Annotated in this window: 22 protein-coding genes, 2 tRNA genes and 1 pseudogene; 16 read left to right on the top strand and 9 right to left on the bottom strand. The window is 70.9% G+C overall.

Annotation, left to right across the window (positions count from 1 at the left end; translation table 11 throughout):
- Nucleotides 1-8: 8 nt before the first annotated feature.
- Entirely contained in the window at nucleotides 9-407 is a 399-nt protein-coding gene (locus VHA72_RS04175; protein WP_325573182.1) for a pyridoxamine 5'-phosphate oxidase family protein, read from the bottom strand.
- A gap of 257 nt (nucleotides 408-664) precedes the next feature.
- On the opposite strand from VHA72_RS04175, the gene leuA reads away from it, so the two are divergent.
- The 3 genes from leuA (at nucleotide 665) to VHA72_RS04160 (ending at nucleotide 4,492) form a co-directional block, all read left to right on the top strand.
- The gene (gene leuA, locus VHA72_RS04170; RefSeq protein ID WP_325573181.1) at nucleotides 665-2,401 is read left to right on the top strand and encodes a 2-isopropylmalate synthase; all 1,737 of its coding nucleotides are present in this window, start codon (nucleotides 665-667) and stop codon (nucleotides 2,399-2,401) included.
- A gap of 85 nt (nucleotides 2,402-2,486) precedes the next feature.
- Nucleotides 2,487-3,854 (top strand): sensor histidine kinase, encoded by a 1,368-nt coding sequence (locus VHA72_RS04165; protein WP_325573180.1) that lies wholly within the window; start codon nucleotides 2,487-2,489, stop codon nucleotides 3,852-3,854.
- Nucleotides 3,851-4,492: a LuxR C-terminal-related transcriptional regulator gene (locus VHA72_RS04160; RefSeq protein ID WP_325573179.1), complete on the top strand. Its 642-nt coding sequence runs from the start codon at nucleotides 3,851-3,853 to the stop codon at nucleotides 4,490-4,492. The genes VHA72_RS04165 and VHA72_RS04160 overlap by 4 nt, the downstream gene beginning before the upstream one ends.
- Nucleotides 4,493-4,501: 9 nt before the next feature.
- Here the strand turns inward: VHA72_RS04160 and VHA72_RS04155 are convergent, their stop codons facing one another.
- Together VHA72_RS04155 and VHA72_RS04150 are read right to left on the bottom strand one after the other, a co-directional pair.
- Complete coding sequence (locus VHA72_RS04155; RefSeq protein ID WP_325573178.1) at nucleotides 4,502-5,311, bottom strand: endonuclease/exonuclease/phosphatase family protein; 810 nt, start codon at nucleotides 5,309-5,311, stop codon at nucleotides 4,502-4,504.
- Nucleotides 5,312-5,358: 47 nt separating this feature from the next.
- The gene (locus VHA72_RS04150; protein WP_325573177.1) at nucleotides 5,359-6,141 is read right to left on the bottom strand and encodes an ion transporter; all 783 of its coding nucleotides are present in this window, start codon (nucleotides 6,139-6,141) and stop codon (nucleotides 5,359-5,361) included.
- A gap of 19 nt (nucleotides 6,142-6,160) precedes the next feature.
- Here VHA72_RS04150 and recO point away from each other — a divergent pair, with 19 nt between their 5' ends.
- Complete coding sequence (gene recO, locus VHA72_RS04145; RefSeq protein WP_325573176.1) at nucleotides 6,161-6,907, top strand: DNA repair protein RecO; 747 nt, start codon at nucleotides 6,161-6,163, stop codon at nucleotides 6,905-6,907.
- A gap of 6 nt (nucleotides 6,908-6,913) precedes the next feature.
- Nucleotides 6,914-7,687, top strand: a complete 774-nt coding sequence (locus VHA72_RS04140) for an isoprenyl transferase (protein WP_325573175.1) — start codon at nucleotides 6,914-6,916, stop codon at nucleotides 7,685-7,687.
- 109 nt (nucleotides 7,688-7,796) lie between these two features.
- Here VHA72_RS04140 and VHA72_RS04135 read toward each other — a convergent pair whose 3' ends face one another.
- Entirely contained in the window at nucleotides 7,797-8,186 is a 390-nt protein-coding gene (locus tag VHA72_RS04135) for a Fur family transcriptional regulator (RefSeq protein ID WP_325573174.1), read from the bottom strand.
- Nucleotides 8,179-8,478 (bottom strand): hypothetical protein, encoded by a 300-nt coding sequence (locus tag VHA72_RS04130; RefSeq protein WP_325573173.1) that lies wholly within the window; start codon nucleotides 8,476-8,478, stop codon nucleotides 8,179-8,181. The genes VHA72_RS04135 and VHA72_RS04130 overlap by 8 nt, the downstream gene beginning before the upstream one ends.
- Nucleotides 8,479-8,624: 146 nt before the next feature.
- Here VHA72_RS04130 and VHA72_RS04125 point away from each other — a divergent pair, with 146 nt between their 5' ends.
- The 9 genes and pseudogenes from VHA72_RS04125 to VHA72_RS04085 all read left to right on the top strand — a co-directional run bounded on the left by VHA72_RS04125 (nucleotide 8,625) and on the right by VHA72_RS04085 (nucleotide 18,419).
- Complete coding sequence (locus VHA72_RS04125) at nucleotides 8,625-10,019, top strand: glycine--tRNA ligase (protein ID WP_325573172.1); 1,395 nt, start codon at nucleotides 8,625-8,627, stop codon at nucleotides 10,017-10,019.
- 30 nt (nucleotides 10,020-10,049) lie between these two features.
- Nucleotides 10,050-10,763: a hypothetical protein gene (locus VHA72_RS04120; protein ID WP_325573171.1), complete on the top strand. Its 714-nt coding sequence runs from the start codon at nucleotides 10,050-10,052 to the stop codon at nucleotides 10,761-10,763.
- 145 nt (nucleotides 10,764-10,908) lie between these two features.
- Nucleotides 10,909-12,027, top strand: coding sequence for a tRNA dihydrouridine synthase DusB (dusB, locus tag VHA72_RS04115; protein WP_325573170.1), 1,119 nt, complete (start codon nucleotides 10,909-10,911; stop codon nucleotides 12,025-12,027).
- A 116-nt stretch (nucleotides 12,028-12,143) separates the two neighbouring features.
- A complete protein-coding gene (locus VHA72_RS04110; RefSeq protein WP_325573169.1) occupies nucleotides 12,144-12,986 on the top strand; it encodes a VldE C-terminal domain-containing protein in 843 nt (280 codons plus the stop codon).
- A 79-nt stretch (nucleotides 12,987-13,065) separates the two neighbouring features.
- Nucleotides 13,066-14,295 carry a deoxyguanosinetriphosphate triphosphohydrolase gene (locus VHA72_RS04105; protein ID WP_325573168.1) on the top strand — a complete coding sequence of 410 codons (1,230 nt, stop codon included), beginning with the start codon at nucleotides 13,066-13,068 and terminating at the stop codon, nucleotides 14,293-14,295.
- Nucleotides 14,292-15,206: a 2-hydroxyacid dehydrogenase gene (locus VHA72_RS04100; protein WP_325573167.1), complete on the top strand. Its 915-nt coding sequence runs from the start codon at nucleotides 14,292-14,294 to the stop codon at nucleotides 15,204-15,206. Before VHA72_RS04105 ends, VHA72_RS04100 begins: the two co-directional genes overlap by 4 nt.
- Nucleotides 15,207-15,226: 20 nt before the next feature.
- A pseudogene (locus VHA72_RS04095) lies at nucleotides 15,227-15,412 on the top strand (CHC2 zinc finger domain-containing protein); the annotation flags it as partial.
- Nucleotides 15,413-15,829: 417 nt separating this feature from the next.
- Nucleotides 15,830-18,013 (top strand): DNA primase, encoded by a 2,184-nt coding sequence (locus tag VHA72_RS04090; protein WP_325573190.1) that lies wholly within the window; start codon nucleotides 15,830-15,832, stop codon nucleotides 18,011-18,013.
- The gene (locus tag VHA72_RS04085) at nucleotides 18,006-18,419 is read left to right on the top strand and encodes a hypothetical protein (protein ID WP_325573166.1); all 414 of its coding nucleotides are present in this window, start codon (nucleotides 18,006-18,008) and stop codon (nucleotides 18,417-18,419) included. Before VHA72_RS04090 ends, VHA72_RS04085 begins: the two co-directional genes overlap by 8 nt.
- Nucleotides 18,420-18,466: 47 nt before the next feature.
- Here VHA72_RS04085 and VHA72_RS04080 read toward each other — a convergent pair.
- Nucleotides 18,467-18,539, bottom strand: a tRNA-Asn gene (locus tag VHA72_RS04080).
- A 418-nt stretch (nucleotides 18,540-18,957) separates the two neighbouring features.
- Between VHA72_RS04080 and VHA72_RS04075 the strand changes: the two genes are divergently transcribed.
- The gene (locus VHA72_RS04075; protein WP_325573165.1) at nucleotides 18,958-19,161 is read left to right on the top strand and encodes a cold-shock protein; all 204 of its coding nucleotides are present in this window, start codon (nucleotides 18,958-18,960) and stop codon (nucleotides 19,159-19,161) included.
- Nucleotides 19,162-19,458: 297 nt separating this feature from the next.
- Here VHA72_RS04075 and VHA72_RS04070 read toward each other — a convergent pair.
- Together VHA72_RS04070 and VHA72_RS04065 are read right to left on the bottom strand one after the other, a co-directional pair.
- A tRNA-Ile gene (locus VHA72_RS04070) sits at nucleotides 19,459-19,532 on the bottom strand.
- Between the two features lie 159 nt (nucleotides 19,533-19,691).
- Nucleotides 19,692-20,033, bottom strand: a complete 342-nt coding sequence (locus tag VHA72_RS04065; RefSeq protein WP_325573164.1) for a hypothetical protein — start codon at nucleotides 20,031-20,033, stop codon at nucleotides 19,692-19,694.
- A 63-nt stretch (nucleotides 20,034-20,096) separates the two neighbouring features.
- Between VHA72_RS04065 and VHA72_RS04060 the strand changes: the two genes are divergently transcribed.
- Nucleotides 20,097-20,549: a MarR family winged helix-turn-helix transcriptional regulator gene (locus VHA72_RS04060; RefSeq protein ID WP_325573163.1), complete on the top strand. Its 453-nt coding sequence runs from the start codon at nucleotides 20,097-20,099 to the stop codon at nucleotides 20,547-20,549.
- Here VHA72_RS04060 and VHA72_RS04055 read toward each other — a convergent pair.
- On the bottom strand, nucleotides 20,546-21,040 hold a 495-nt coding region (locus tag VHA72_RS04055; protein WP_325573162.1), incomplete at its 5' end, for a hypothetical protein. The two genes, VHA72_RS04060 and VHA72_RS04055, sit on opposite strands and share 4 nt — an antisense overlap.

The following is a 21,040-nucleotide window of genomic DNA, read 5'->3' as shown; positions in this document are numbered from 1 at the left end:
CCGTCGACTCAGTCGTCGAGCAGCCGCCGCCCGGTGAGCTGCTCGGGCGTCACCTGGATCCACAGCGGCCGGCTGCCGGCAGGCCAGGACCGCAGCGAGCGGACCTCGGCCGGAATCTGGTCCTCGTGGTAGAACGCCTCGGCGCGGCCACGGACCACGACGCTCCAGCCCACGTGCGTGGCCGGGTCGATGGTGTCGACCTCGATCGCCACCGGGCTCTCGTCGGCCTGCTCGGCGATCGAGGAGTGCGCAGTGGTGCGGATCCACAGCGCCCCCTCGTGCGAGACGTAGTTGACCGGCAGCAGCTCCGGGCCGGCCGGCGCGTTCCACGCGATCCTGGCCAGCTCGGCGGTCTCGAGCAGCGCCCAGCACTCCTCGACGGACAGGTCCACCAGGTGTCGTCCCATGTCGCCAGTCTGGCAGAGAGGCCGGACCCTTCCCAGCGCCGTTCCCAGCGCCGTTCCCAGCGCCGTTCCCAGGGCCCGTTCCCGGGGCCGCCGGGACCGGCCGGCCGACGTGCGGTAAGGTGGCCGTCGTCATGATGCGCGTGCTTCTTCTTAGTCGCCGCAGCGAGGTCTGAAAGCCGGACCCCCTCGCTGCGGAGTTCGTGCGTGCGCCCGGCGCCCACCTCACGCCCCACGCGGCAAGCACAGCGAGAGAGACCATGACCAATCTGAGCAACACCAGCAACCAGCAGACCAGCTCCGGCATGCCGGTCGAGCGCTACACCGCGTTCGTGCCCGTCGACGTACCCGATCGGACCTGGCCGACCAAGAAGATCACGCACGCGCCGCGATGGCTGTCCACCGACCTGCGCGACGGCAACCAGGCGCTGATCGACCCGATGACCCCCGCCCGCAAGCTGATGATGTTCGAGCTGCTGGTGAAGATGGGCTACAAGGAGATCGAGGTCGGCTTCCCCAGCGCCAGCCAGACCGACTTCGACTTCGTCCGCAAGCTGATCGAGGAGGACCGGGTCCCCGACGACGTCCAGATCTCGGTGCTGACCCAGGCCCGCGAGGACCTGATCGAGCGGACCGTGCAGTCGCTGGTGGGTGCGCCGCGGGCGACGGTCCACCTCTACAACGCCACCGCGCCGCTGTTTCGCCGGGTCGTCTTCGGGGTGACGCCACAGGAGTGCATCGGCATCGCCACCCGCGGCACCGAGCTGGTGATGAAGTACGCCGAGAACCTGCTCGGCGACATCGTCGGCAGCCAGGACTTCGGCTACCAGTACAGCCCCGAGATCTTCACCCAGACCCCGACCGACTTCGCGCTCGAGGTCTGTGAGCGGGTCTCCGACGTATGGCAGCCCGAGCCCGGCCGCGAGATCATCCTCAACCTGCCTGCCACCGTCGAGATGTCGACGCCGAACACCTACGCCGACCAGATCGAGTACTTCGGCCGCCACCTGACCCGTCGGGAGGTGTCGGCGGTGAGTCTGCACCCGCACAACGACCGCGGCACCGCCGTCGCGGCCACCGAGCTGGCCCTGATGGCCGGCGCGGACCGGGTGGAGGGCTGCCTGTTCGGCCACGGCGAGCGGACCGGCAACGTCGACCTGGTCACGCTCGGCATGAACCTGTTCAGCCAGGGCATCGACCCGCAGATCGACTTCTCCGACATCGACGAGATCCGTCGCACCGTCGAGTACGCCACCAATCTGCCGGTCCACCCGCGCCACCCCTACGCGGGCGACCTGGTCTACACCGCTTTCTCCGGCTCCCACCAGGACGCCATCAAGAAGGGCCTGGAGGACCTGGAGCGGATCGCCGCCGAGCGCGGCATCCCCGTCGGCGAGGTCCCGTGGGAGGCGCCGTACCTGCCGATCGACCCCAAGGACGTCGGCCGCACCTACGAGGCGGTCATCCGGGTCAACAGCCAGTCCGGCAAGGGCGGGGTCGCCTACGTGCTGAAGTCCGAGCACAAGCTCGACCTGCCGCGCCGCGCCCAGATCGAGTTCAGCCGGGTCATCCAGCAGCACACCGACGCCGAGGGCGGCGAGGTCTCACCCGACCAGATCTGGTCGATCTTCCGCGCCGAGTATCTGGAGAAGGAGACCCCGCTCAAGCTCAACTCGGTCCACACCTCCTCGGCCGCCGGCACGACGGACGCGCTCGACGTCAACGTGTACGTCGACGGGGAGCTGCACTCCCTGCACGGCCAGGGCAACGGCCCGATCGCCGCCTTCGTGGAGGCGCTCAACGAGATCCGCGAGGACTGGGACATCCGGGTGCTTGACTACGCCGAGCACGCGCTGTCCGCGGGGGGCGACGCGCTCGCCGCGGCGTACGTCGAGTGCTCGGTCGACGGTGCCATCTACTGGGGCGTCGGGATCGACGCCAACATCGTGACCGCGTCGCTCAAGGCCGTGATCAGCGCGGTCAACCGCGCCGGCTGACACGCCCGATGTCGGGCTGGCCCGACCATGAACCGGCCAGGCGGCCGGATCGTGGTCGGGCCGCGTCGTTCCTAGCGTTGACGCCATGAGCGATGCACCGACCGCGCGGCTGCGCGAGGATGTCCCCGTGGCCACCCTTTCCCCCGACCCAGGGCCGGCTGCGCCGACAGGGCTGACAGGGCCGGCAGGACCGGCCCGGATCGGGCCGGTCAGCCGGGTGCTGCGCGAGACCGGCTACGCGATCTCGGCGTTCCCGCTGGCCTGGTTCTTCTTCTGTCTGGTCGTGACGGGACTGTCGCTCTCCGCGGGGCTGATCGTGCTCCTCGGCGGTGTCTTGGTGCTCTCCGCGACCGTCTACCTCGCTCGCGGCAACGCGGTGGTGGAGCGACTGCGGCTACGCGACCTGCTGCTGCGCCCGGTCCGGATGCCCGCCTACCTCACGCCCCGGCGGGACCAGGGCTTCTGGCGTCGCGCGACCGGCCCGCTGCGCGACCCGCAGTCCTGGCTCGACCTGCTGTGGTCGCTGGTCTCGCCGATCACCGCCAGCATCGCGTTCGTCGTGGCGGTGTCCTGGTGGGCCGCGGCGCTGGGTGGGCTGAGCTACTGGTTCTGGCAGCGCTACATCCCCTACAGCCCCGACGAGCACGGCCTGGCCTGGGCGCTCGGCTTCGGCAACGGGCGTACGGCGGAGAGCTGGACCGACCTGGTGGTGGGGATCCTGTTCGCGCTGACGTTGCCGTTCGCGATCCGCGCCGCGACGCTGCTGCACAGCGGCCTGGCCCGGCTGATGCTGTGCAGCCGCGCCGAGCTGCAGCACGAGGTCGCCCAGGTGACCCGCGGCCGGGACGCCGCCCGCGAGGCCGAGGCGACGTCGCTGCGCCGGCTGGAGCGCGATATCCATGACGGGCCGCAGCAGCGGCTGGTCCGGCTCACCATGGATCTCGGCCGGGCCCGGCATCGCCTCGCCGAGGACCCCGAGGGCGCGGCCGCGATCATCGACGGGGCGCTCGCCCAGGCGCAGGAGACCGTCGCCGAGCTGCGCTCGCTCTCCCGGGGCGTCGCTCCGCCGCTGCTGGTGGACCGCGGGCTGGAGGCCGCGGTGGCGGAGATGCTCGGGCAGTCGCCGGTCCCGGTCACCGCGCACGTCGACGTACCGGAGGGGTTGGCACCGCACGTGGAGACGGCCGCCTACTTCGTGGTCGCCGAGGCGATGACCAACGTCGCCAAGCACAGCGGTGCCTCCTCGGCCACGGTGAACATCGTGCGGGCCGGCGACCAGCTGCAGATCGGAGTGGGCGACGACGGTGTCGGCGGCGCGCACCTGGCCAAGGGGCTCGGCCTGGCCGGGCTACGGCAGCGCCTGGCGGCGGTGGACGGCACGCTCCACGTCGACTCGCCGGTCGGCGGCCCCACCATCGTGGTCGCCTCGATCCCTCTAGGGTCTGACACGTGAGAGTGGTGGTCGCCGACGACTCGGTGCTGCTGCGCGAGGGGCTTCAACTGCTGCTCGTCGAGGCGGGACACGAGATCGTCGCGGCGGTCGGCGACGGCCCGGCGTACGTCGATGCGATGCTCGGACACCGCCCGGACCTCGGCATCGTCGACGTGCGGATGCCGCCCAGCCACACCGACGAGGGGCTGCGCGCCGCGGTCGAGGTGCGCCGTCGCTGGCCGGAGGCGCGGATGCTGGTGCTGTCGCAGTACGTCGAGTCCTCCTACGCCGAGGAGCTGCTCGGCGGCGGCGACGGCGGGGTGGGCTATCTGCTCAAGGACCGGGTCGGGGACCTGACGGCGTTCCTGCGGGCGCTCGACGAGGTTGCGGCCGGCGGGACGGTGCTCGATCCCTTGGTCGTCCGTCAGCTGATGACCCGGCGGCACGACCCGGTCGAGCAGCTCACCCCGCGCGAGCGTGAGGTGCTCTCCCTGATGGCGGAGGGCCGCTCGAACGCCGCGATCGCCGAGGCGCTCACCGTGACGCCCGCGGCGGTCGAGAAGCACACCCAGCGGATCTTCGCCAAGCTCGGCCTCTACCCCGACGACTCGGCGGCGCACCGGCGGGTGGCGGCGGTGCTGCGCTATCTGCGTAGCTGACGCACCGCCCTAGACCCGCACCGTGACGTGGTACTCGCGGTGGTGATCCGTCGCGCTGGTGTGCACCGCACGGTAGCCGTGCGGCCGCAGCCCCGGCGTGGCGAACATCTGGTCGATGATCGTGCCCACGTGCCGGCACCGGTCGGCGGTCACCAGCGGGCTCAGCAGGCCGGCGCGCGTGAACGTGCACGCCGGCGTCCACTCGCCGTTGAAGTCGCCGGCGACGACCACCTGCCAGCTCGGATGCTGACGCTGCAACCGCTGGACGCGGGCCAGCTCCTTGGCCAGGTCGAGCGCGCGCCAGCGCGCCGACGTGCTCAGCTTCGGGTTGTGCACCGGGATCACCGCGACGATGCCGCCGCTGACCCGGTCGCGCAGCACCGGGATGGCGGTGTGGATCCGCTGGCCCTGTGTGTAGCGCGTGGTCATCGACCGGGTGTCGACCAGGGTGAACGCCGAGCGGCGGTAGAAGACCACGTTGTCGAGCTGGTTGTGCCCGGTGACCAGTGCGTACGTCGAGCCCGCGAACCGCAGGAAGTCCGCCCGCTGGTCCGGCTCGGTCTCGGCGAAGACGCCGAAGTCGATCGCCGCCGCGCGCAGGTGCTCGACGTTCAGGTGCATCCGGGAGGTGGCGGTGCGGTGGGCCCGAGCGCCGGCGGTGGAGCGCAGTGCGTTCATCCAGAAGAAGCGCCGGGCCTGCGTCGGGCGGTGGTCATCGCCCTGGTCCGCGGTCGCCGCCGGGGCCGACACGGCGGTCGACACCAGCAGGATGAGGAGCGCCAGCAGGGCAGCCGGGAGGGTCGTCGTACGCCGGTGCATGTCGGGCGTTATCGAAGCAGGTGCCGGTGACGAGCGGGTGACCGGGGTCAGTGCTTCGCGCGAACCGCGTGCCGCAGCTGGGTGGCCGAGTTGCGGATCACGTCGCCGATCAGCTCGGTGGTGCGCGGGTCGTCCAGCGCTCCGTCGACGATGCGCAGCACGGTGTCGGCGACCATCTGCACGATCTCGTCGTGGAAGGGGACGTAGCGCAGCTTGCCGGTGGTCGGGTCCTGCCGGACCAGGTCCAGCACCAGCGCCTCGAGCTCGTCATGGTTCTCGTCCAGGGCGGCCTTGATGTTGGCGGCGTACGTCCCGATCTCGATGACGTCGATGACCTCGTCGAGCACCGCGACGGTGATCGGACGCTTGATCGCGTCCACGATCGGGTCGGTGAAGTGCACGATCAGCGCGGCGGTGATCTTGTCGCCGAAGACGTTGTCGGTGCGGTCGACCACACGCACCACGCGTGCCGCCAGCACCAGCCACAGCACCCAGTGCCACTCGCCGACGTCGGGCACGGCCAGCGGGAACAGCGCCGGCACCTCCCACCAGTGCCTGCGCAGATAGCGCCAGCCGATCCGGAAGCGCAGCCAGCGCCAGCAGATCGAGAGCCCCAGGAGGACGACGAGCACCAGGTCGGTGGTCTCCAGGCCGTGGTGCCAGCGGTGGTCGTGCGGCTCGAAGAAGAGCAGCCAGACGTTGGTCGCGAGCGCCAGCCAGGTCAGCAGGACCAGGAACCAGTCGGTGAGGCTGCGACGCCGGCCGCTGATGTAGGTGAGCAGCTCGTGGACGTCGTGCTGCGGCGCGGCTGTCGTGGGTCCCCCGGTCATGCAGCGCAGAATAGGAGACGTGCCCCTCTACCGCGACGAGGCGATCGTGCTGCGCACCCACAAGCTGGGTGAGGCCGACCGCATCATCACCCTGCTGACGCGCCAGCACGGCCGGGTGCGTGCGGTGGCCAAGGGGGTACGGCGGACCACCTCGAAGTTCGGGGCGCGGCTGGAGCCGTTCACCCATGTCGACCTGCAACTGGCCGAGGGCCGCAACCTCGACACCATCACCCAGGCCGAGACGCTGACCCTGTTCCATGCCGGGATCGGGCAGGACTACGAACGCTACACCGCCGGCACGGCGATGCTGGAGACGGCCGAGCGGCTGGCGACCGAGGAGCGGGTGCCGGCGGTGCAGCAGTTCCTGCTGCTGGTCGGCGGGCTGCGGGCGCTGACCTCCGGCGACGGCCGTGGCGCCGGCCAGGTGCTCGACTCCTATCTACTGCGCTCGCTCGCGGTGGCCGGCTACGCGCCGTCGTTCGAGCACTGTGCGCGTTGTGGGGCGGTGCCGGGTCCCGGGGCAGGCCCGCACCGCTGGTTCAACGCCTCGATGGGCGGGATGCTCTGCGCCACCTGCCGAGTGCCGGGATCGGCCTCGCCCGCGCCGGAGACGATCACGCTGCTCGGCGCGCTGCTCGCGGGGGACTGGTCGGCGGTGGCCGCCAGCGACGAGCGGGCTCGGCGCGAGGCCAGCGGCGTGGTGGCGGCGTACCTCGCCTGGCATCTCGAGCGGGGGCTGCGCTCCCTGGAGTATGTGGAACGCTAGGCGCTCGTGACCTACCGCAAGCCCACGCCCCATCCGTCGGGCGCCACGCCTCCGCCGATCCCGCCGGAGCTGGTGCCGCAGCACGTCGCGATCATCATGGACGGCAACGGACGCTGGGCGAAGGAGCGCGGGCTGCCGCGCACCAAGGGTCACGAGGCGGGGGAGCACTCGCTGTTCGACGTCGTCGAGGGCGCCATCGAGCTCGGCGTCAAGGCGATCAGCGCCTATGCGTTCTCCACCGAGAACTGGTCGCGCTCGCCCGACGAGGTGAAGTTCCTGATGGGCTTCAACCGGGACGTGATCCGGCGTCGCCGTGACGAGATGAACGAGCTCGGTGTGCGGGTGCGCTGGGCGGGCCGGGCACCGCGGCTGTGGCGCAGTGTGATCAAGGAGCTGCGCGTCGCCGAGGAGATGACCAAGGACAACGACGTCTGCACGCTGACCATGTGCGTGAACTACGGCGGTCGGGCCGAGGTGGCCGACGCCGCCCGCCGGATGGCCGAGGACGTCGCCGCCGGCAGGCTGCGGCCGGGCCGGGTCGATGAGAAGACGTTCGCCAGCTACCTCTACGTCCCCGAGCTGCCCGACGTCGACCTGGTGTGGCGCTCCAGCGGCGAGCAGCGGCTGTCCAACTTCATGCTGTGGCAGGCGTCGTACGCCGAGTTCGTCTTCACCGACGTGCTGTGGCCCGACGTGGACCGGCGCCATCTGTGGGCGGCCTGCGAGACCTACGCCCGCCGGGACCGGCGCTACGGCGGGGCGATCCCCAACCAGGTCTGACCCTCGGGTGGCTCATCGAGGTATGCAGCTCAACCGTCGCTTCCCCAGTGGAGTTCCGCGTGGGATGTGGTGGTTCCTGCATAACTCGACGACCACGCAGCCCGGCCGCTCAGCGGCAGGAGGGGCAGGTCCCGAAGATCTCCAGCGTGTGGGAGACCTCGGCGTACCCGTGCTCCTCGGCGATGCTGCGGGTCCACCGCTCCACCGCGGGGCCCTCGACCTCGATGGTGCGACCGCAGCCGCGGCAGACCAGGTGATGGTGGTGCGACTCCGAGCAGCGTCGGTAGATCGCCTCACCGTCCTCGGTGCGCATCATGTCCACCTCGCCGGCCTCGGCGAGCCGGGTCAGGGTGCGGTAGACGGTGGCCAGTCCGACCGCGCCGCCGAGGCGCTCGTGGATCTCCTGCGCGGAGTGGAAGCCGGAGGCGCCGGCCAGCGCCTCGGCCACGGCCCGACGCTGCCTGGTCGGCCGCCCTCCGGTGGCGGGCGTCTCAGTCATGCTCGGGGTGCTCCTCGTGCGGGATCACGTTTGCGCCGCGGTCGATGTGCACGTGGTCTTCGTGGTGGTGGATGCCGTGCTCGGCGTCGAGTTCGGCGTGCTGGCGCTGCAGCCTGCTGTTGACGTAGGTCTTCACCATCGGCCACAGCAGGCCGAGCAGGAGGCCGTCGAGCAGGATCGTCAGGGTGATCTCGACGGCGCAGTGGGCCGGGTCGGACAGGATGTGCCAGTAGGCCTGGAAGAAGTTGTCGCCGGGATGCTCGTCGAGCGGGATGAGGAGTGCGGCCAGCATGACAACGATTCTCAGGTGTAATGAGAACCATTGCCAAATCGCGCCGTGGCGCCGTATCTCCGCGCACGCCGGCGCGGCCGCCGGATAGGGTGTGCCCACGCGCCGCAAGCCGGTGGTGCGAACCCAGGACGCAGAAGGAACATCCCGTGGCCAAGCCGCCCACCTCGACCGTCGACCACGTCGTCTCCCTGGCCAAGCGCCGAGGCTTCGTCTACCCGTGCGGCGAGATCTACGGCGGCACCCGCAGCGCCTGGGACTACGGGCCGCTCGGCGTGGAGCTGAAGGAGAACATCAAGCGCCAGTGGTGGAAGGCCATGGTGCAGACCCGCGACGACGTCGTGGGCCTCGACTCCAGCGTGATCCTGCCGCGCCAGACCTGGGAGGCGTCCGGCCACGTCGAGACGTTCACCGACCCGCTGACGGAGTGCCAGAGCTGCCACAAGCGGTTCCGCTTCGACCACCTGCAGGAGGCGTACGCCGAGAAGAAGGGCCTGGACGACCCGGACGCGGTCGACCCGGCCGACATCGCGTGCCCGAACTGCGGCACCCGCGGCGCCTGGACCGAGCCGCGCCAGTTCTCCGGCCTGCTCAAGACCTACCTGGGCGTGATCGAGGACGAGTCCGGGCTGCACTACCTGCGTCCGGAGACCGCGCAGGGCATCTTCCTCAACTTCGCCAACGTGGTGACGTCCCAGCGGATGAAGCCGCCGTTCGGCATCGCCCAGATTGGCAAGTCCTTCCGCAACGAGATCACGCCGGGCAACTTCATCTTCCGCACCCGTGAGTTCGAGCAGATGGAGATGGAGTTCTTCGTCAAGCCGGGTGAGGACGAGGAGTGGCACCAGTACTGGATCGATACCCGCACCGCCTGGTATACCGACCTCGGCATCAACCCGGAGAACCTGCGGCACTACGAGCACGCCAAGGAGAAGCTCTCCCACTACTCCAAGCGCACCGTCGACATCGAGTACCGGTTCAACTTCGCCGGCTCGGAGTGGGGCGAGCTGGAGGGTGTGGCCAACCGCACCGACTTCGACCTGTCGACGCATGCCAAGCACAGTGGGGCCGACCTGTCCTACTTCGACCAGGCCAACAACGAGCGCTACGTGCCCTACGTCATCGAGCCCGCGGCGGGCCTGTCGCGGTCGCTGATGACGTTCCTGGTCGACGCCTACACCGAGGACGAGGCGCCCAACACCAAGGGCGGCGTGGACAAGCGCGTCGTGCTCCGCCTCGACAAGCGGCTCGCCCCGATCAAGATCGCGGTCCTGCCGCTGTCTCGCAACGCCGACCTCTCGCCGAAGGCCAAGGACCTGGCCGCCGACCTGCGCCGCAACTGGATGGTCGACTTCGACGACTCCGGCGCGATCGGCCGCCGCTACCGGCGCCAGGACGAGATCGGCACGCCGTACTGCGTCACCGTCGACTTCGAGACGCTCGAGGACCAGGCCGTCACCGTGCGCGAGCGCGACTCGATGGCCCAGGAGCGGATCTCCCTCGACCGGATCGGCGCCTACTTCGCCGAGAAGTTCCTGGACTGAGCCATGGCGGGGGCGCGTCGGCTCGCGGCCGTGGTCGGTGGTCTGTTCCTGTGCGGTACGGCGCTGGCCGGGTGCGGCTCCAGCTCCCACCACGCCGCCCCGAGCCCGAGCCCCTCGGCTAGCAGCGGCGATGCCGGCGGCGTGGCCTCCGGCTACCCGTCCGTCTCCACCGCGCCCGGTGTCGCCCTGACCGCGCCGGGCAAGGCGCTCCAGGTGGGCGAGACGGCGACGGTGGCCTGGCAGCCGGCGCAGCACGTCACCGGCGTGCTCGGCCTGACCGTGACGGGCCTGGAGCGGACCAGCTTCGAGCAGTCGTTCAAGGGGTGGGAGCTGGACGACGCCACCAAGAGCAACGCGCCGTACTTCGTCACCGCGACCGTGCGCAACGACGGCACCACCGACCTGGGCGGCCGCCCGGTGCCGCTCTACGGGCTGGCCGCGTCCGGTGCGCTGGTGGAGGCCTCCAGCTTCGCCACCGACTTCAAGCCGTGTCAGCCGTCGGTGCTGCCGACGCCGTTCCCCGCCGGCGCCAGCGCGCAGGTGTGTCTGGTCTTCCTGATCCCGAACGGCGGCGCCCTCGATGGCGTCAGCTTCCGGCCCAGCCAGGCCTTCGACCCGATCACGTGGTCGGGGCTGGTCAGCTCGCTGCCGAGCCCGAGCGCCGCCGGCAAGAGCCCCGCCGGCAAGAGCCCCTCCGCCAAGAGCCCCGGCGGCAAGAGCCCCGGCGCCAAAGTGTCACCGTGACACTTTGCGCGTCCGGTGACACTTCAGATCTGTCACTCTCGACGCGAACTGTCACGGTGACAGTTTGGCGGGTGCCGGCCGGCCGGACGGGTGGCGGCTGGCCGCTGATTCGGCACGCGGGCCGGCAACCCCGACAATGGGAGGCATGCTGCGTCTCGGCCCCCTTGAGGTGAGCACCCCCGTGGTGCTCGCTCCGATGGCGGGTGTCACGAACGCCGCGTTCCGCCGGTTGTGTGCCGAGCAGGGCGCCGGGCTCTACGTGTGCGAGATGATCACCTCGCGCGGCCTGGTCGAGGGCGACCAGCACACCAAGGACATGCTGGTCTTCGACGAGCTCGAGACCACCCGGTCGGTGCAGCTGTACGGCACCGACCCGGTCTACGTCGGCAAGGCCACCGAGATCCTGTGCGCCGAGTACGGCGTGGCCCACGTCGACCTCAACTTCGGCTGCCCGGTGCCCAAGGTCACCCGCAAGGGCGGCGGGGGAGCGCTGCCGTGGAAGCGCAATCTCCTGGGGCAGATCCTCGAGCACGCGGTGGCAGCCGCCGCGCCGTACGGTGTGCCGGTCACGATGAAGACCCGCAAGGGCATCGACGCGGACCACCTCACGTTCCTCGACGCCGGCCGGATCGCCGAGGAGAGCGGGGTGGCGGCGATCGCGCTGCACGGCCGCACCGTCTCCCAGGCATACTCCGGCGTGGCCGACTGGGACGCCATCGCCGAGCTCAAGGCCGCGGTGACCACGATCCCGGTGCTCGGCAACGGCGACATCTGGGAGGCCGCCGACGCAGTGCGAATGGTGGCCGAGACCGGCGTCGACGGGGTGGTCATCGGGCGTGGCTGCCTGGGCCGGCCATGGCTGTTCCGCGACCTGGCCGCGGCGTTCGCCGGCGAGAGCGTGGCGACGCTCCCGACGCTGGGGGAGGTCGCCGCCATGATGCGTCGGCACGCCGAGTTGCTGTGCGAGCACATGGGCGAGGAGCGGGGCTGCAAGGAATTCCGCAAGCACGTCGGCTGGTATCTCAAGGGCTTCCGCGCCGGCGGCGAGATGCGCCGCAGCCTGGGCCTGGTGGGCACCCTCGCCGACCTCGACCGGCTGCTGGCCGACCTCGACCCGGCCGAGCCGTTCCCGGTCTCCGAGCTGGGCGCTCCGCGCGGGCGCCAGGGCTCTCCGCGGGAGAAGGTCGTGCTGCCCGAGGGGTGGCTGGACGACACCGACGGCGTGGGCTGCGTGATCGCCGAGGACACCGTCTCGGGCGGTTGAACGCCCGACCCTGATTGGGCGCCCTCGCCGAGGGTGTGTTCTACTCGACGGACGCGCCGGACCGTTTCGGGGTCGGCGGCGCCGCCCGTGTCAGCTAGCAGCAAAGGATCAGCGCTGTGGCCGAAGGTCGCCACAAGCGGGACACCGATGCCCGCCGCTCCCCGCGTCGTACCCGTCTTCCCCTCATCGCCGCACCCGTCGCCCTGGCCGTGACCGGCGGCGCCGTCGTCCTCGGCATGGGTCTCAACGGCGGCACCGCCCTGGTCGCCCACGACGCCGGGCAGGACCTGACCCGAGTGGCCCCGAACACCACTCCCGTCTCCACCACGCCGACGCCCACGGCGATGCCGACCCCGACCCGCGCACCCGTCGCCTCGCGCTCGGAGTCGCGCACCAAGATGTACGCCGACGTCGACCTCAACCTGTGGACCAAACCCGGTGATGCGGCCGACCTCGCCGGAGAGCTCCAGGCGGGCGACAAGGCGCTGGTCACCGGCACCACCCGCAGCGGCCGGATGCAGGTCGTCGTCGACGGTGTCACCCGCTGGGTCACGCCCGGGCACCTGTCGACCGACAAGCCGGACCCCGCCGACGGCGCCCTCTCCGACGCGCCCTGCCCCGACGGCAGCGTCGAGAACCGGCTCAAGCCGGAGACCGTCCGGCTCTATCGCGCGGTGTGCCACGCCTTCCCGCAGGTGCAGCACTACCTCGGCTGGGGGCCGCGCTCGGAGCACGACACCGGCAACGCCATCGACGTGATGGTGTACGGCGACAAGGCCCTCGGCGACCGGATCGCCGCCTGGGCCCAGGCGCACGCGGCCCAGCTCGACCTCTACGACATCCTCTGGTATCACCGGATCTGGACGCCGGTGCGTGCTTCCGAGGGCTGGCGGACCTTCGCCGACCGTGGCTCCGCGACCGCGAACCACATGGACCACGTCCACCTCGGCACCAACTGATCGCCACGCGGCGCAGCGTCACCGGCGTTCGTCGCTCGACGATCCACCTTGTCGGAGGTGACCGCTAGTGTCGGCGGTGATGGATGCCCTCTACGACGCGCACGACAGCGAGCGCCGGGTCGCCGAGCCCCCGAAGCGGGTGGCGGCCCCCGAGCGCACGCCGTTCGAGCGCGACCGCGCCCGGGTGGTGCATGCGGCCAGCTCGCGCCGGCTGGCGGCCAAGACCCAGGTGGTGGGGCCGCAGTCGGACGACTTCGTCCGCAACCGACTCACCCACAGCCTCGAGGTCGCCCAGGTCGCCCGCGACGTCTCCCGGGCGCTGGGCAGCCAGCCCGACATCGCCGAGACCGCGGCGCTGGCGCACGACCTGGGCCATCCGCCGTTCGGCCACAACGGCGAGGAGGTGCTGGCCCGGCTGGCCGCCGACGCGGGCGGCTTCGAGGGCAACGCGCAGACCCTGCGCATCCTCACCAGGCTGGAGGCCAAGACGTTCGACGAGGCGGGCGAGTCGGTCGGGCTCAACCTGACCCGGGCCACCCTCGACGCCTGCACGAAGTACCCGTGGGGGCGCGGCGAGCGGCCGGGCCCGAAGTTCGGGGTGTACGACGACGACCGGCCGGTCTTCGGCTGGCTGCGCGAGGACGCGCCGGGCGGGCGGCGGTGCGTGGAGGCCCAGATCATGGACCTCGCCGACGACGTCGCCTACTGCGTGCACGACGTCGAGGACGGCGTGGTCGCGGGCCGCATCGACCTGACCCGCCTCGACGTCCCCGCCGTAGCGGAGACCACCCGCTCCTGGTACCTCCCGGGCATCACCGACGCCGCCGTCGAGCTCGCTCTCAAGTCGCTGACCACCGTCGGCTCGTGGCCCACGGCCCCGCACGACGGCTCCCGTCGCGGCCTGGCCGCACTGAAGAACCTCACCAGCGATCTGATCGGCCGCTTCTGCGGCGCCGTCCAGCAGGCCACCTTCGCTGCCGCCGAGGGTCCGTTCACCCGTTACCGCGCCGACCTGGTGGTGCCCGAGGAGACCCGGCTGGAGATGGCGGTGCTCAAGGGCATCGCCGCCCACTACGTCATGCAGGCCGACGACCGCGTCGCCCTGATGGCCCGCCAGCGCGAGCTGCTCGCCGAGCTCGTCGCCGTGTTGGTGGACCGTGGCAGCGACGCGCTCGACCGGCCCTACGCCGACGACTGGCGCCGCGCCGCGGACGACCACGCCCGGCTGCGGGTGGTGCTCGACCAGGTGGCCTCGCTGACCGACCTGACCGCCGTCTCCTGGCACCGGCGGCTGGTGAGCGCGCGATGAGCCGGCTGGTCTGGGTGCCCTTCGACCCCGCCGAGCTGGGCGAGGTCCCGGCCGGGCTGCGCTTCGAGACCATCGACCCGACCAAGGACGAGGTCCCCGCCAGCGTGGCCGACGTCGAGGTCTATGTGCCGCCGTACCACATGAGTCCGAGCGTGGCCGACGTGCTGCCGCGGATGACCTCGCTGCGGGTGATCCAGACGCTCTCGGCCGGTGTCGACAGCATCCGGGCCCGGGTGCCCGAGGGCGTGGTGCTGTGCAACGGCCGCGGCATCCACGACACCTCCACCGCCGAGCTCACCGTCGCGCTGACGCTGGCCTCCCTGCGCGAGGTGCCGCGCTATGTCCGTCAGCAGGACCGCGGCGAGTGGCGCCGGGGCTTCACCCAGTCGCTGGCCGACAAGCGCGTGCTGATCGTGGGGTACGGCGCGATCGGGGCAGCGATCGAGTCCCGGTTGACGCCGTTCGAGTGCGAGGTGGTGCGGGTGGCGCGCACCGCCCGCGACGGCGTGCACGCGGTGGCGCAGCTGCCCGAGCTGCTGCCGGACGCCGACGTGGTGGTGTTGATCCTGCCGCTGACCGAGGAGTCCCGGGGCCTGGTCGACGAGGGCTTCCTGGCCCGGATGAAGCAGGGCGCGCTGCTGGTCAACATGGCCCGAGGCGCGATCGTCGACACGGGCGCTCTGGTCGAGGCGCTGCACGCGCACCGGGTCCGGGCGGCTCTCGACGTGGTCGATCCCGAGCCGCTGCCCGCGGACCATCCGCTGTGGCATGCCCCCGGCGTACTCATCTCGCCACACAACGGCGGAGCCAGCAGCGCGATGCGGCCACGCGCCATGCGGCTGGTCCGCGAGCAGCTTGAGCGCTACGTCGCCGGGCGGCCGCTGATCAATGTCATGACCGGTGCCTATTGAGCACGCATAGGATTCAGCGCGTGGCAGGCAGGATCCGCGAGCAGAGCATCCAGGAGGTGCGGGAGAAGGCGCGGATCGATGACGTGGTGGGGCAGTACGTCACGCTCCGCAACGCCGGCGGCGGCTCCTACAAGGGGCTGTGCCCGTTCCACGACGAGAAGTCGCCCAGCTTCAACGTCAACCCCGGTCGCGGTTTCTATCACTGCCTTGCGGCCGAGACGCGGGTGTTGACCTGGGAGGGTCCCCGGGAGATCAAGGATCTCGCCGGCGGCGTCCACCGCGTCCTCAACCGGCACGGCGACTGGGTCGAGGCCCCGTTCAAGTCGTACGGGATCCAGCGCCTCTACAAGATCACCGTGTCCCGGAACCGACAGCGCAAGGAGCTGTTCGCCACCGACGGCCACCGCTGGTTCGTCCGGGCGGGGAAGAACCGCAGGGCGGAGCGGGAGAAGCGGACGCTCGAACTGCGCGCCGGCGACCGGCTCGTTTCGAGCTTCCCGCGCTCGCGGATCCAGCGAACGACGCCGTCGCCGTTCGGCATCGCCCACGGGTTCACCTTCGGGGACGGCACGCGCAGCGGCTCTGGCTCTCTGGCGAAGCTGTGCCCGCCGAAGGACCTAGCCATGCTCAAGTGGTTCCCGAACAGCCACACCACCAGTGATGGCGAGAACCTGCTCGTCCACCACCTGCCGGGCTTCTTCAAGGCGCTGCCACCGATCGACGAGTCGGTGTCGTATCTCTATGGCTGGCTCGCCGGCTACTTCGCGGCCGACGGCTGCGTCGCCGAGGACGGCACGGTCATCGTGAGCTCGGCCGCGCAGGAGAACCTCGAGTTCGTTCGGACGGTCTGCACGCGGCTTGGGATCGCAACGTACGGCATCACGTCCCAGGTGCGTCTCGGCCTCGGCCAGGAGCCCACCGACCTCTATCGGGTGCATCTGGTCAACGAGGACCTGACGCCGAACTTCTTCCTGATCGACGAGCACCGCCGCCGCTTCGAGAGCGCCACCAAGCAGTTCTCCCGGCGCGGTTGGGTGGTGCAGAGCATCGAGGAGACCGACCGGGTCGAGGAGGTCTACTGCGCCGAGGTCGAGGACGGCCATGCCTTCACCCTCGAGGACAACATCCTCACCGGGAACTGCTTCGGCTGCGGCGAGGGCGGCGACGTCATCAGCTTCGTGATGAAGATCGACGGGCTCACCTTCGGCGAGACCGTCGAGCGGCTGGCCGAGAAGTACGGCGTCACCCTGCAGCGCGAGGACGGCGACGGGCCGGCCCCGGAGCGGCGCGGGCCGGCGCGAGGCAAGTTGATCGAGGCGCACAAGGTGGCCGCGGAGTTCTTCGCCGAGCAGCTGCTGACCCCGGCGGCGCTGCCGGCCCGGCAGTTCCTGGCCGAGCGCAGCTTCGACCAGGAGGCCGCCCAGCGCTTCGGCGTCGGCTTCGCGCCCACCGACGGCAAGGTGCTCCACCAACACCTGCGCGGCCGCGGCTTCACCGACGAGGAGCTCGTCGTCGCCGGCCTGGTCCGGCAGAGCGGGTGGAGCGTCTTCCAGGGCCGGCTGGTCTGGCCGATCCGGGAGTCCAGCGGTGACGTGATCGGGTTCGGCGCCCGCAAGCTGTTCGAGGACGACCGGATCGCCGGCAAGTACATCAACACCTCCGAGACGCCGATCTACAAGAAGAACCAGGTGCTCTACGGCATCGACCTGGCCCGCGAGGGCATGCGCAAGACCGGCCAGGCGGTGGTGGTGGAGGGCTACACCGACGTGATGGCCTGCCACCTGTCCGGCGTCACCACCGCGGTGGCCACGTGCGGGACGGCGTTCACACCCGACCACGGCAAGGTGGTGCGCCGGTTCATGGCCGACTTCAGCTCCTCATCGGGCGAGGTCGTCTTCACCTTCGACGGCGACGCCGCCGGCCAGGCCGCGGCGATGAAGGTCTTCGCCGGCGATGAGGGCTTCGCCTCCCAGACCTACGTCGCCGTCGCACCCGACGGGCTCGATCCCTGTGACCTGCGGCTCAAGCACGGCGACGAGGCGGTCCGCGAGCTGGTCGCCGGCCGGCAGCCGCTGTATCGGTTCGTGCTGGGCAACGTGGTGGCCAAGTACGACCTCGACCGTGCCGACGGCCGGGTCGACGCGTTGCGGGAGGGTGCGCGGCTGGTCTCCAGCGTTCGCGATCGCTCGAAGGTCGACGCCTTCGCCCGCGAGCTGGCCAGGATGGTCGGCGTCGATCCGCAGCAGGCTCTCACGGAGGTACGCCGTTCCGTGGCGCGTCGGCCCGCCTCCACCACGACCGCCCCGGCGCCGCAGCAGCCCGCCGGGCCCGATCCGCGCGACCCTCGCTTCGCGCTGGAGCGCGAGACGCTCAAGGTGCTGATCCAACACCCGATGGCGGTCGGTCGGCTGACCGCCGAGATGACCCCCGCCGACTTCATGCACCCCGCCTACCAGGCGGTCTGGGCGCTGATCCAGGCCGCCGGTGGCCCGGGGGCGGGGACCGGCGACCAGGGCTGGGCCGCCAGGTTGGCCGCGGCCGCGCCCACGCCGGCCGTGGCGGGCGTCGTCAGCGCGCTCGCCGTCGAGCCGCTGCCCTCCCGCCGTACCCCCGACGCGGCCTACGTCACCGAACACGTCGTCCGGCTGCTCGAGGCGTCGTTGCAGCGCCAGATCGCCGATGCGCACAGCCGCCTCCAGCGCGCCGATCCCACCGCCGACCCGGACGGCTACCGGGCGCTGTTCGAGGAGCTCGCCGGGCTGGAGCACCAGCGCCGTGCCCTGCGCGACCGGGTCCTCGGTGGCTAGGTCGGCGGGGTTCCTCGCCACCGCGGTCACCGGCGACGGCACCGTCGTCGGTGGGGCGCGCGGCGCGCTGCACGTGGGGGAGCGGGTGCTGCCCTGGGAACGGATCCGGTCGGCCACCTGGGACGCCGACACCGCGACGCTCACCGTGGTGACCGAGGCGGACACGGTGGCGCTGACCTTCGATGGCGGCGCGACCCGGCTGCTGGCCCTGGTGCGGGAGCGGATCACCGCCTCGGTGGTGCTGCAACGGCCGTTCCCGGGCGGCCGCGTGGTCGCGCGCCGCGCACTGACGGGGGAGCGCACCGTGGCGTGGCAGGTGGAGTACGACGCCGACGTACCGTCGCCGCAAGCCGAGGCCGCCGCCACGGCCGCGCTGGCGCAGGCCCGCGCCGACGTCGGGCTTTGAGAGCACTCGAGGCCTGCCCGCGTCTATGCAGGTCAGGCCCCGATTTGCTCCCCCGGTTGGACTCGAACCAACAACCCTGCGATTAACAGTCGCATGCTCTGCCAATTGAGCTACAGGGGATCGCTGTGCAGCGCGGGAAACCTTAGCAAGGTGGGCGACGGCCGTGAAATCGGGGACGGGCCTCGGCCCACCGCCCGTGAGCCGTCGTGGGCGTACCCTTCGACCGGGGCGGCAGCCCGGACGCGGAGTGTCCTGGCCGTGAGTCGGTCACCCGGCCGAGCTGTCGCCCCGCTCGGGTGCCCACTTCTCCGGGCGAAGCATTCGTCTTCGCGAGTACCAATGAATCCCGATCGGGCTGGTAGAGTCGGTGGCGTTGAAGGAAGCAGCGAAGTTCGTGCTTCCCCTCGATCACGCATCGTGGCTCATCTCTTGTTCTTGGTTTCGCCGGCACCGCTGGACATCAGGCGCAGTAATAGATGTCTTCAGCGCCAGCCGGGCGCTACAGAGGCGGTCCGGCCTTACCTCAAGGAACATCAGCATGACTCAAGGCACCGTGAAGTGGTTCAACGCCGAGAAGGGCTTCGGCTTCATCGCCCAGGCCGACGGCGGCGCGGACGTGTTCGTCCACTACTCGGCCATCGCGACCCAGGGCTACAAGTCCCTCGACGAGAACCAGAAGGTCGAGTTCGACCTCACCCAGGGCCCCAAGGGCCCGCAGGCCGAGAACGTCCGGGGTATCTGACCGGATCGCCCCTTGGATGCCCCGTCTCCCTCGTGGAGGCGGGGCGTTCGTCGTTCTGTCGCCGGTGGCGGTGGCCCACGCGGGCTACGCCGTGATGACCCGTTCGGTCCCTGCTGGGCCGACCGATCCCGACCTAGGCTTGAGGCGCACGGCGACCCGCTGGGCCCCGAGAACCCAGCGGCTATCGCCACTCATGCACCTGCTCGGGGGGAGCGGTGCCTGAGGCCAGTAGCCCCCGTTCGCCAGCCCCTACTGGTGGACGGGGGCGCAGCCGGGCCTCCGGCAGCATCGCGCGGGTGGGCCGGGTGGGGCTCGAACCCACGACCCAAGGATTATGAGTCCTCTGCTCTAACCGACTGAGCTACCGGCCCTCGCTGATCCGCGACCCTACCGGGAGGTTTGTGCCGAACGGGGTGGGGGTACTTCGGCCCCGCTTCGTTACGCACGGGGCGTCCTCCGTTGGGATACGACGACAGCGCCCCAGCCGACCACGGGTCGGCTGGGGCGCTGTCATCGCGCGCGCCCGGAGGTCAACGCAGCGCGAGCACCATCCCCACCACGCCCGGCACGACGCCGAGCAGCAGCCAGGGCGTGGCGAGCGTGGCCCGGTGGATGAGCCGACCGAAGCCGATGCCCAGCACGCCGAACGCGGCCGCGATCACGTTGAGCCCGATCCGCGGTCCGATGGCGTCCTCACGGAGGAACAGCGATCCGATGGCGATGCCGACCGCCAGGTGCATGATCGTGAAGACGGCCAGCACCGAGAGCACCCAGCGCTGCACGTTGGTCAGCGACGCGTCGTTGACCGGGCGGACGGGATTGGCCGGATCCATCAGATGCCGGGGCCGCTTCGCCGGGGCAGTGCTGGTCATCGCTCCTCCATAATCTTGGTGTACCAAAAGTTAGCCTACCAAGGGAGTGGCTACACTGGGCCGGTGGCCACCACCATCGAGAACCCGCTGGCGCTGGAGCAGCAGGTCTGCTTCGCCCTGGCGATCGCCTCGCGCAGCGTGATCGCCGTCTACAAGCCGCTGCTGGAGCCGATGGGGCTGACCCATCCGCAGTACCTGGCGATGCTCGCCCTGTGGGAGCACGAGCCGCTCAAGCTCACCGACATGAGCCGGATGCTGCAGCTGGACCCCGGCACGCTCTCGCCGCTGCTCAAGCGGCTCGAGGCGTCAGGGTACGTGCGGCGGGAGAAGGACCCCGGCGACGAGCGGGCGTTGGCCGTGGTGCTCACCCCGCAGGGTCGCGCGCTGCGGGAGCGGGCGCTGGAGATCCCGCCCGCCATCGTCGACCGGCTCGGCATGGACATCGCCGAACTGCGCGAGCTGCATCGCCGGCTCACCGCGGTCATCGCCGCCGCCAGCCCACGCGACGAGGGCTAGCTGCCGCCGGAGATCAGATAGCGGCCGCCGTCGTACACCAGGTCGAGGTGGACCTCCTCGGTGCGCTTGCCCGTGCCGCGCAGCGTGTAGGTGTAGCGGTAGCTGACGCCGAGCGGGTCGAGGCTGGGGGTGATGTCGGTGACGGCGTGGATCTTGGTGACGTTGCCCCAGAACCGTTCATACCCCGACAGCCCGCCGCTAGCGCGCTGGTAGTCGGCGGTCAGCATCGCGAAGCCCTGGCCGGGATCGCCGCTCGCCGCCGAGAGGTACGACGACACGAAGCTGCGGATCCCGTCCTCGGTCGGGCCCGGGGTGGGTGAGGTCGAGGGCGTCTGGGTCGGAGTACCGGCTCCGGCACGCGCGGGTGACCCGTGGTCGGTCCACATCCTGCTCGCGAGGAGGCCGACCCCGATCGCCGCCACCACGACGACCATGGCGACCGCGGGCCACAGCCAGCGGCGCCGCGGCGCCGAGGCGGCGCTGGCTGTGGC

This window comes from Nocardioides sp., assembly GCF_035547795.1.
Lineage (GTDB): Bacteria > Actinomycetota > Actinomycetes > Propionibacteriales > Nocardioidaceae > Nocardioides.
Note: the sequence above shows the minus strand (reverse complement) of the source record. Positions and strands in the feature narration are given on the sequence as shown.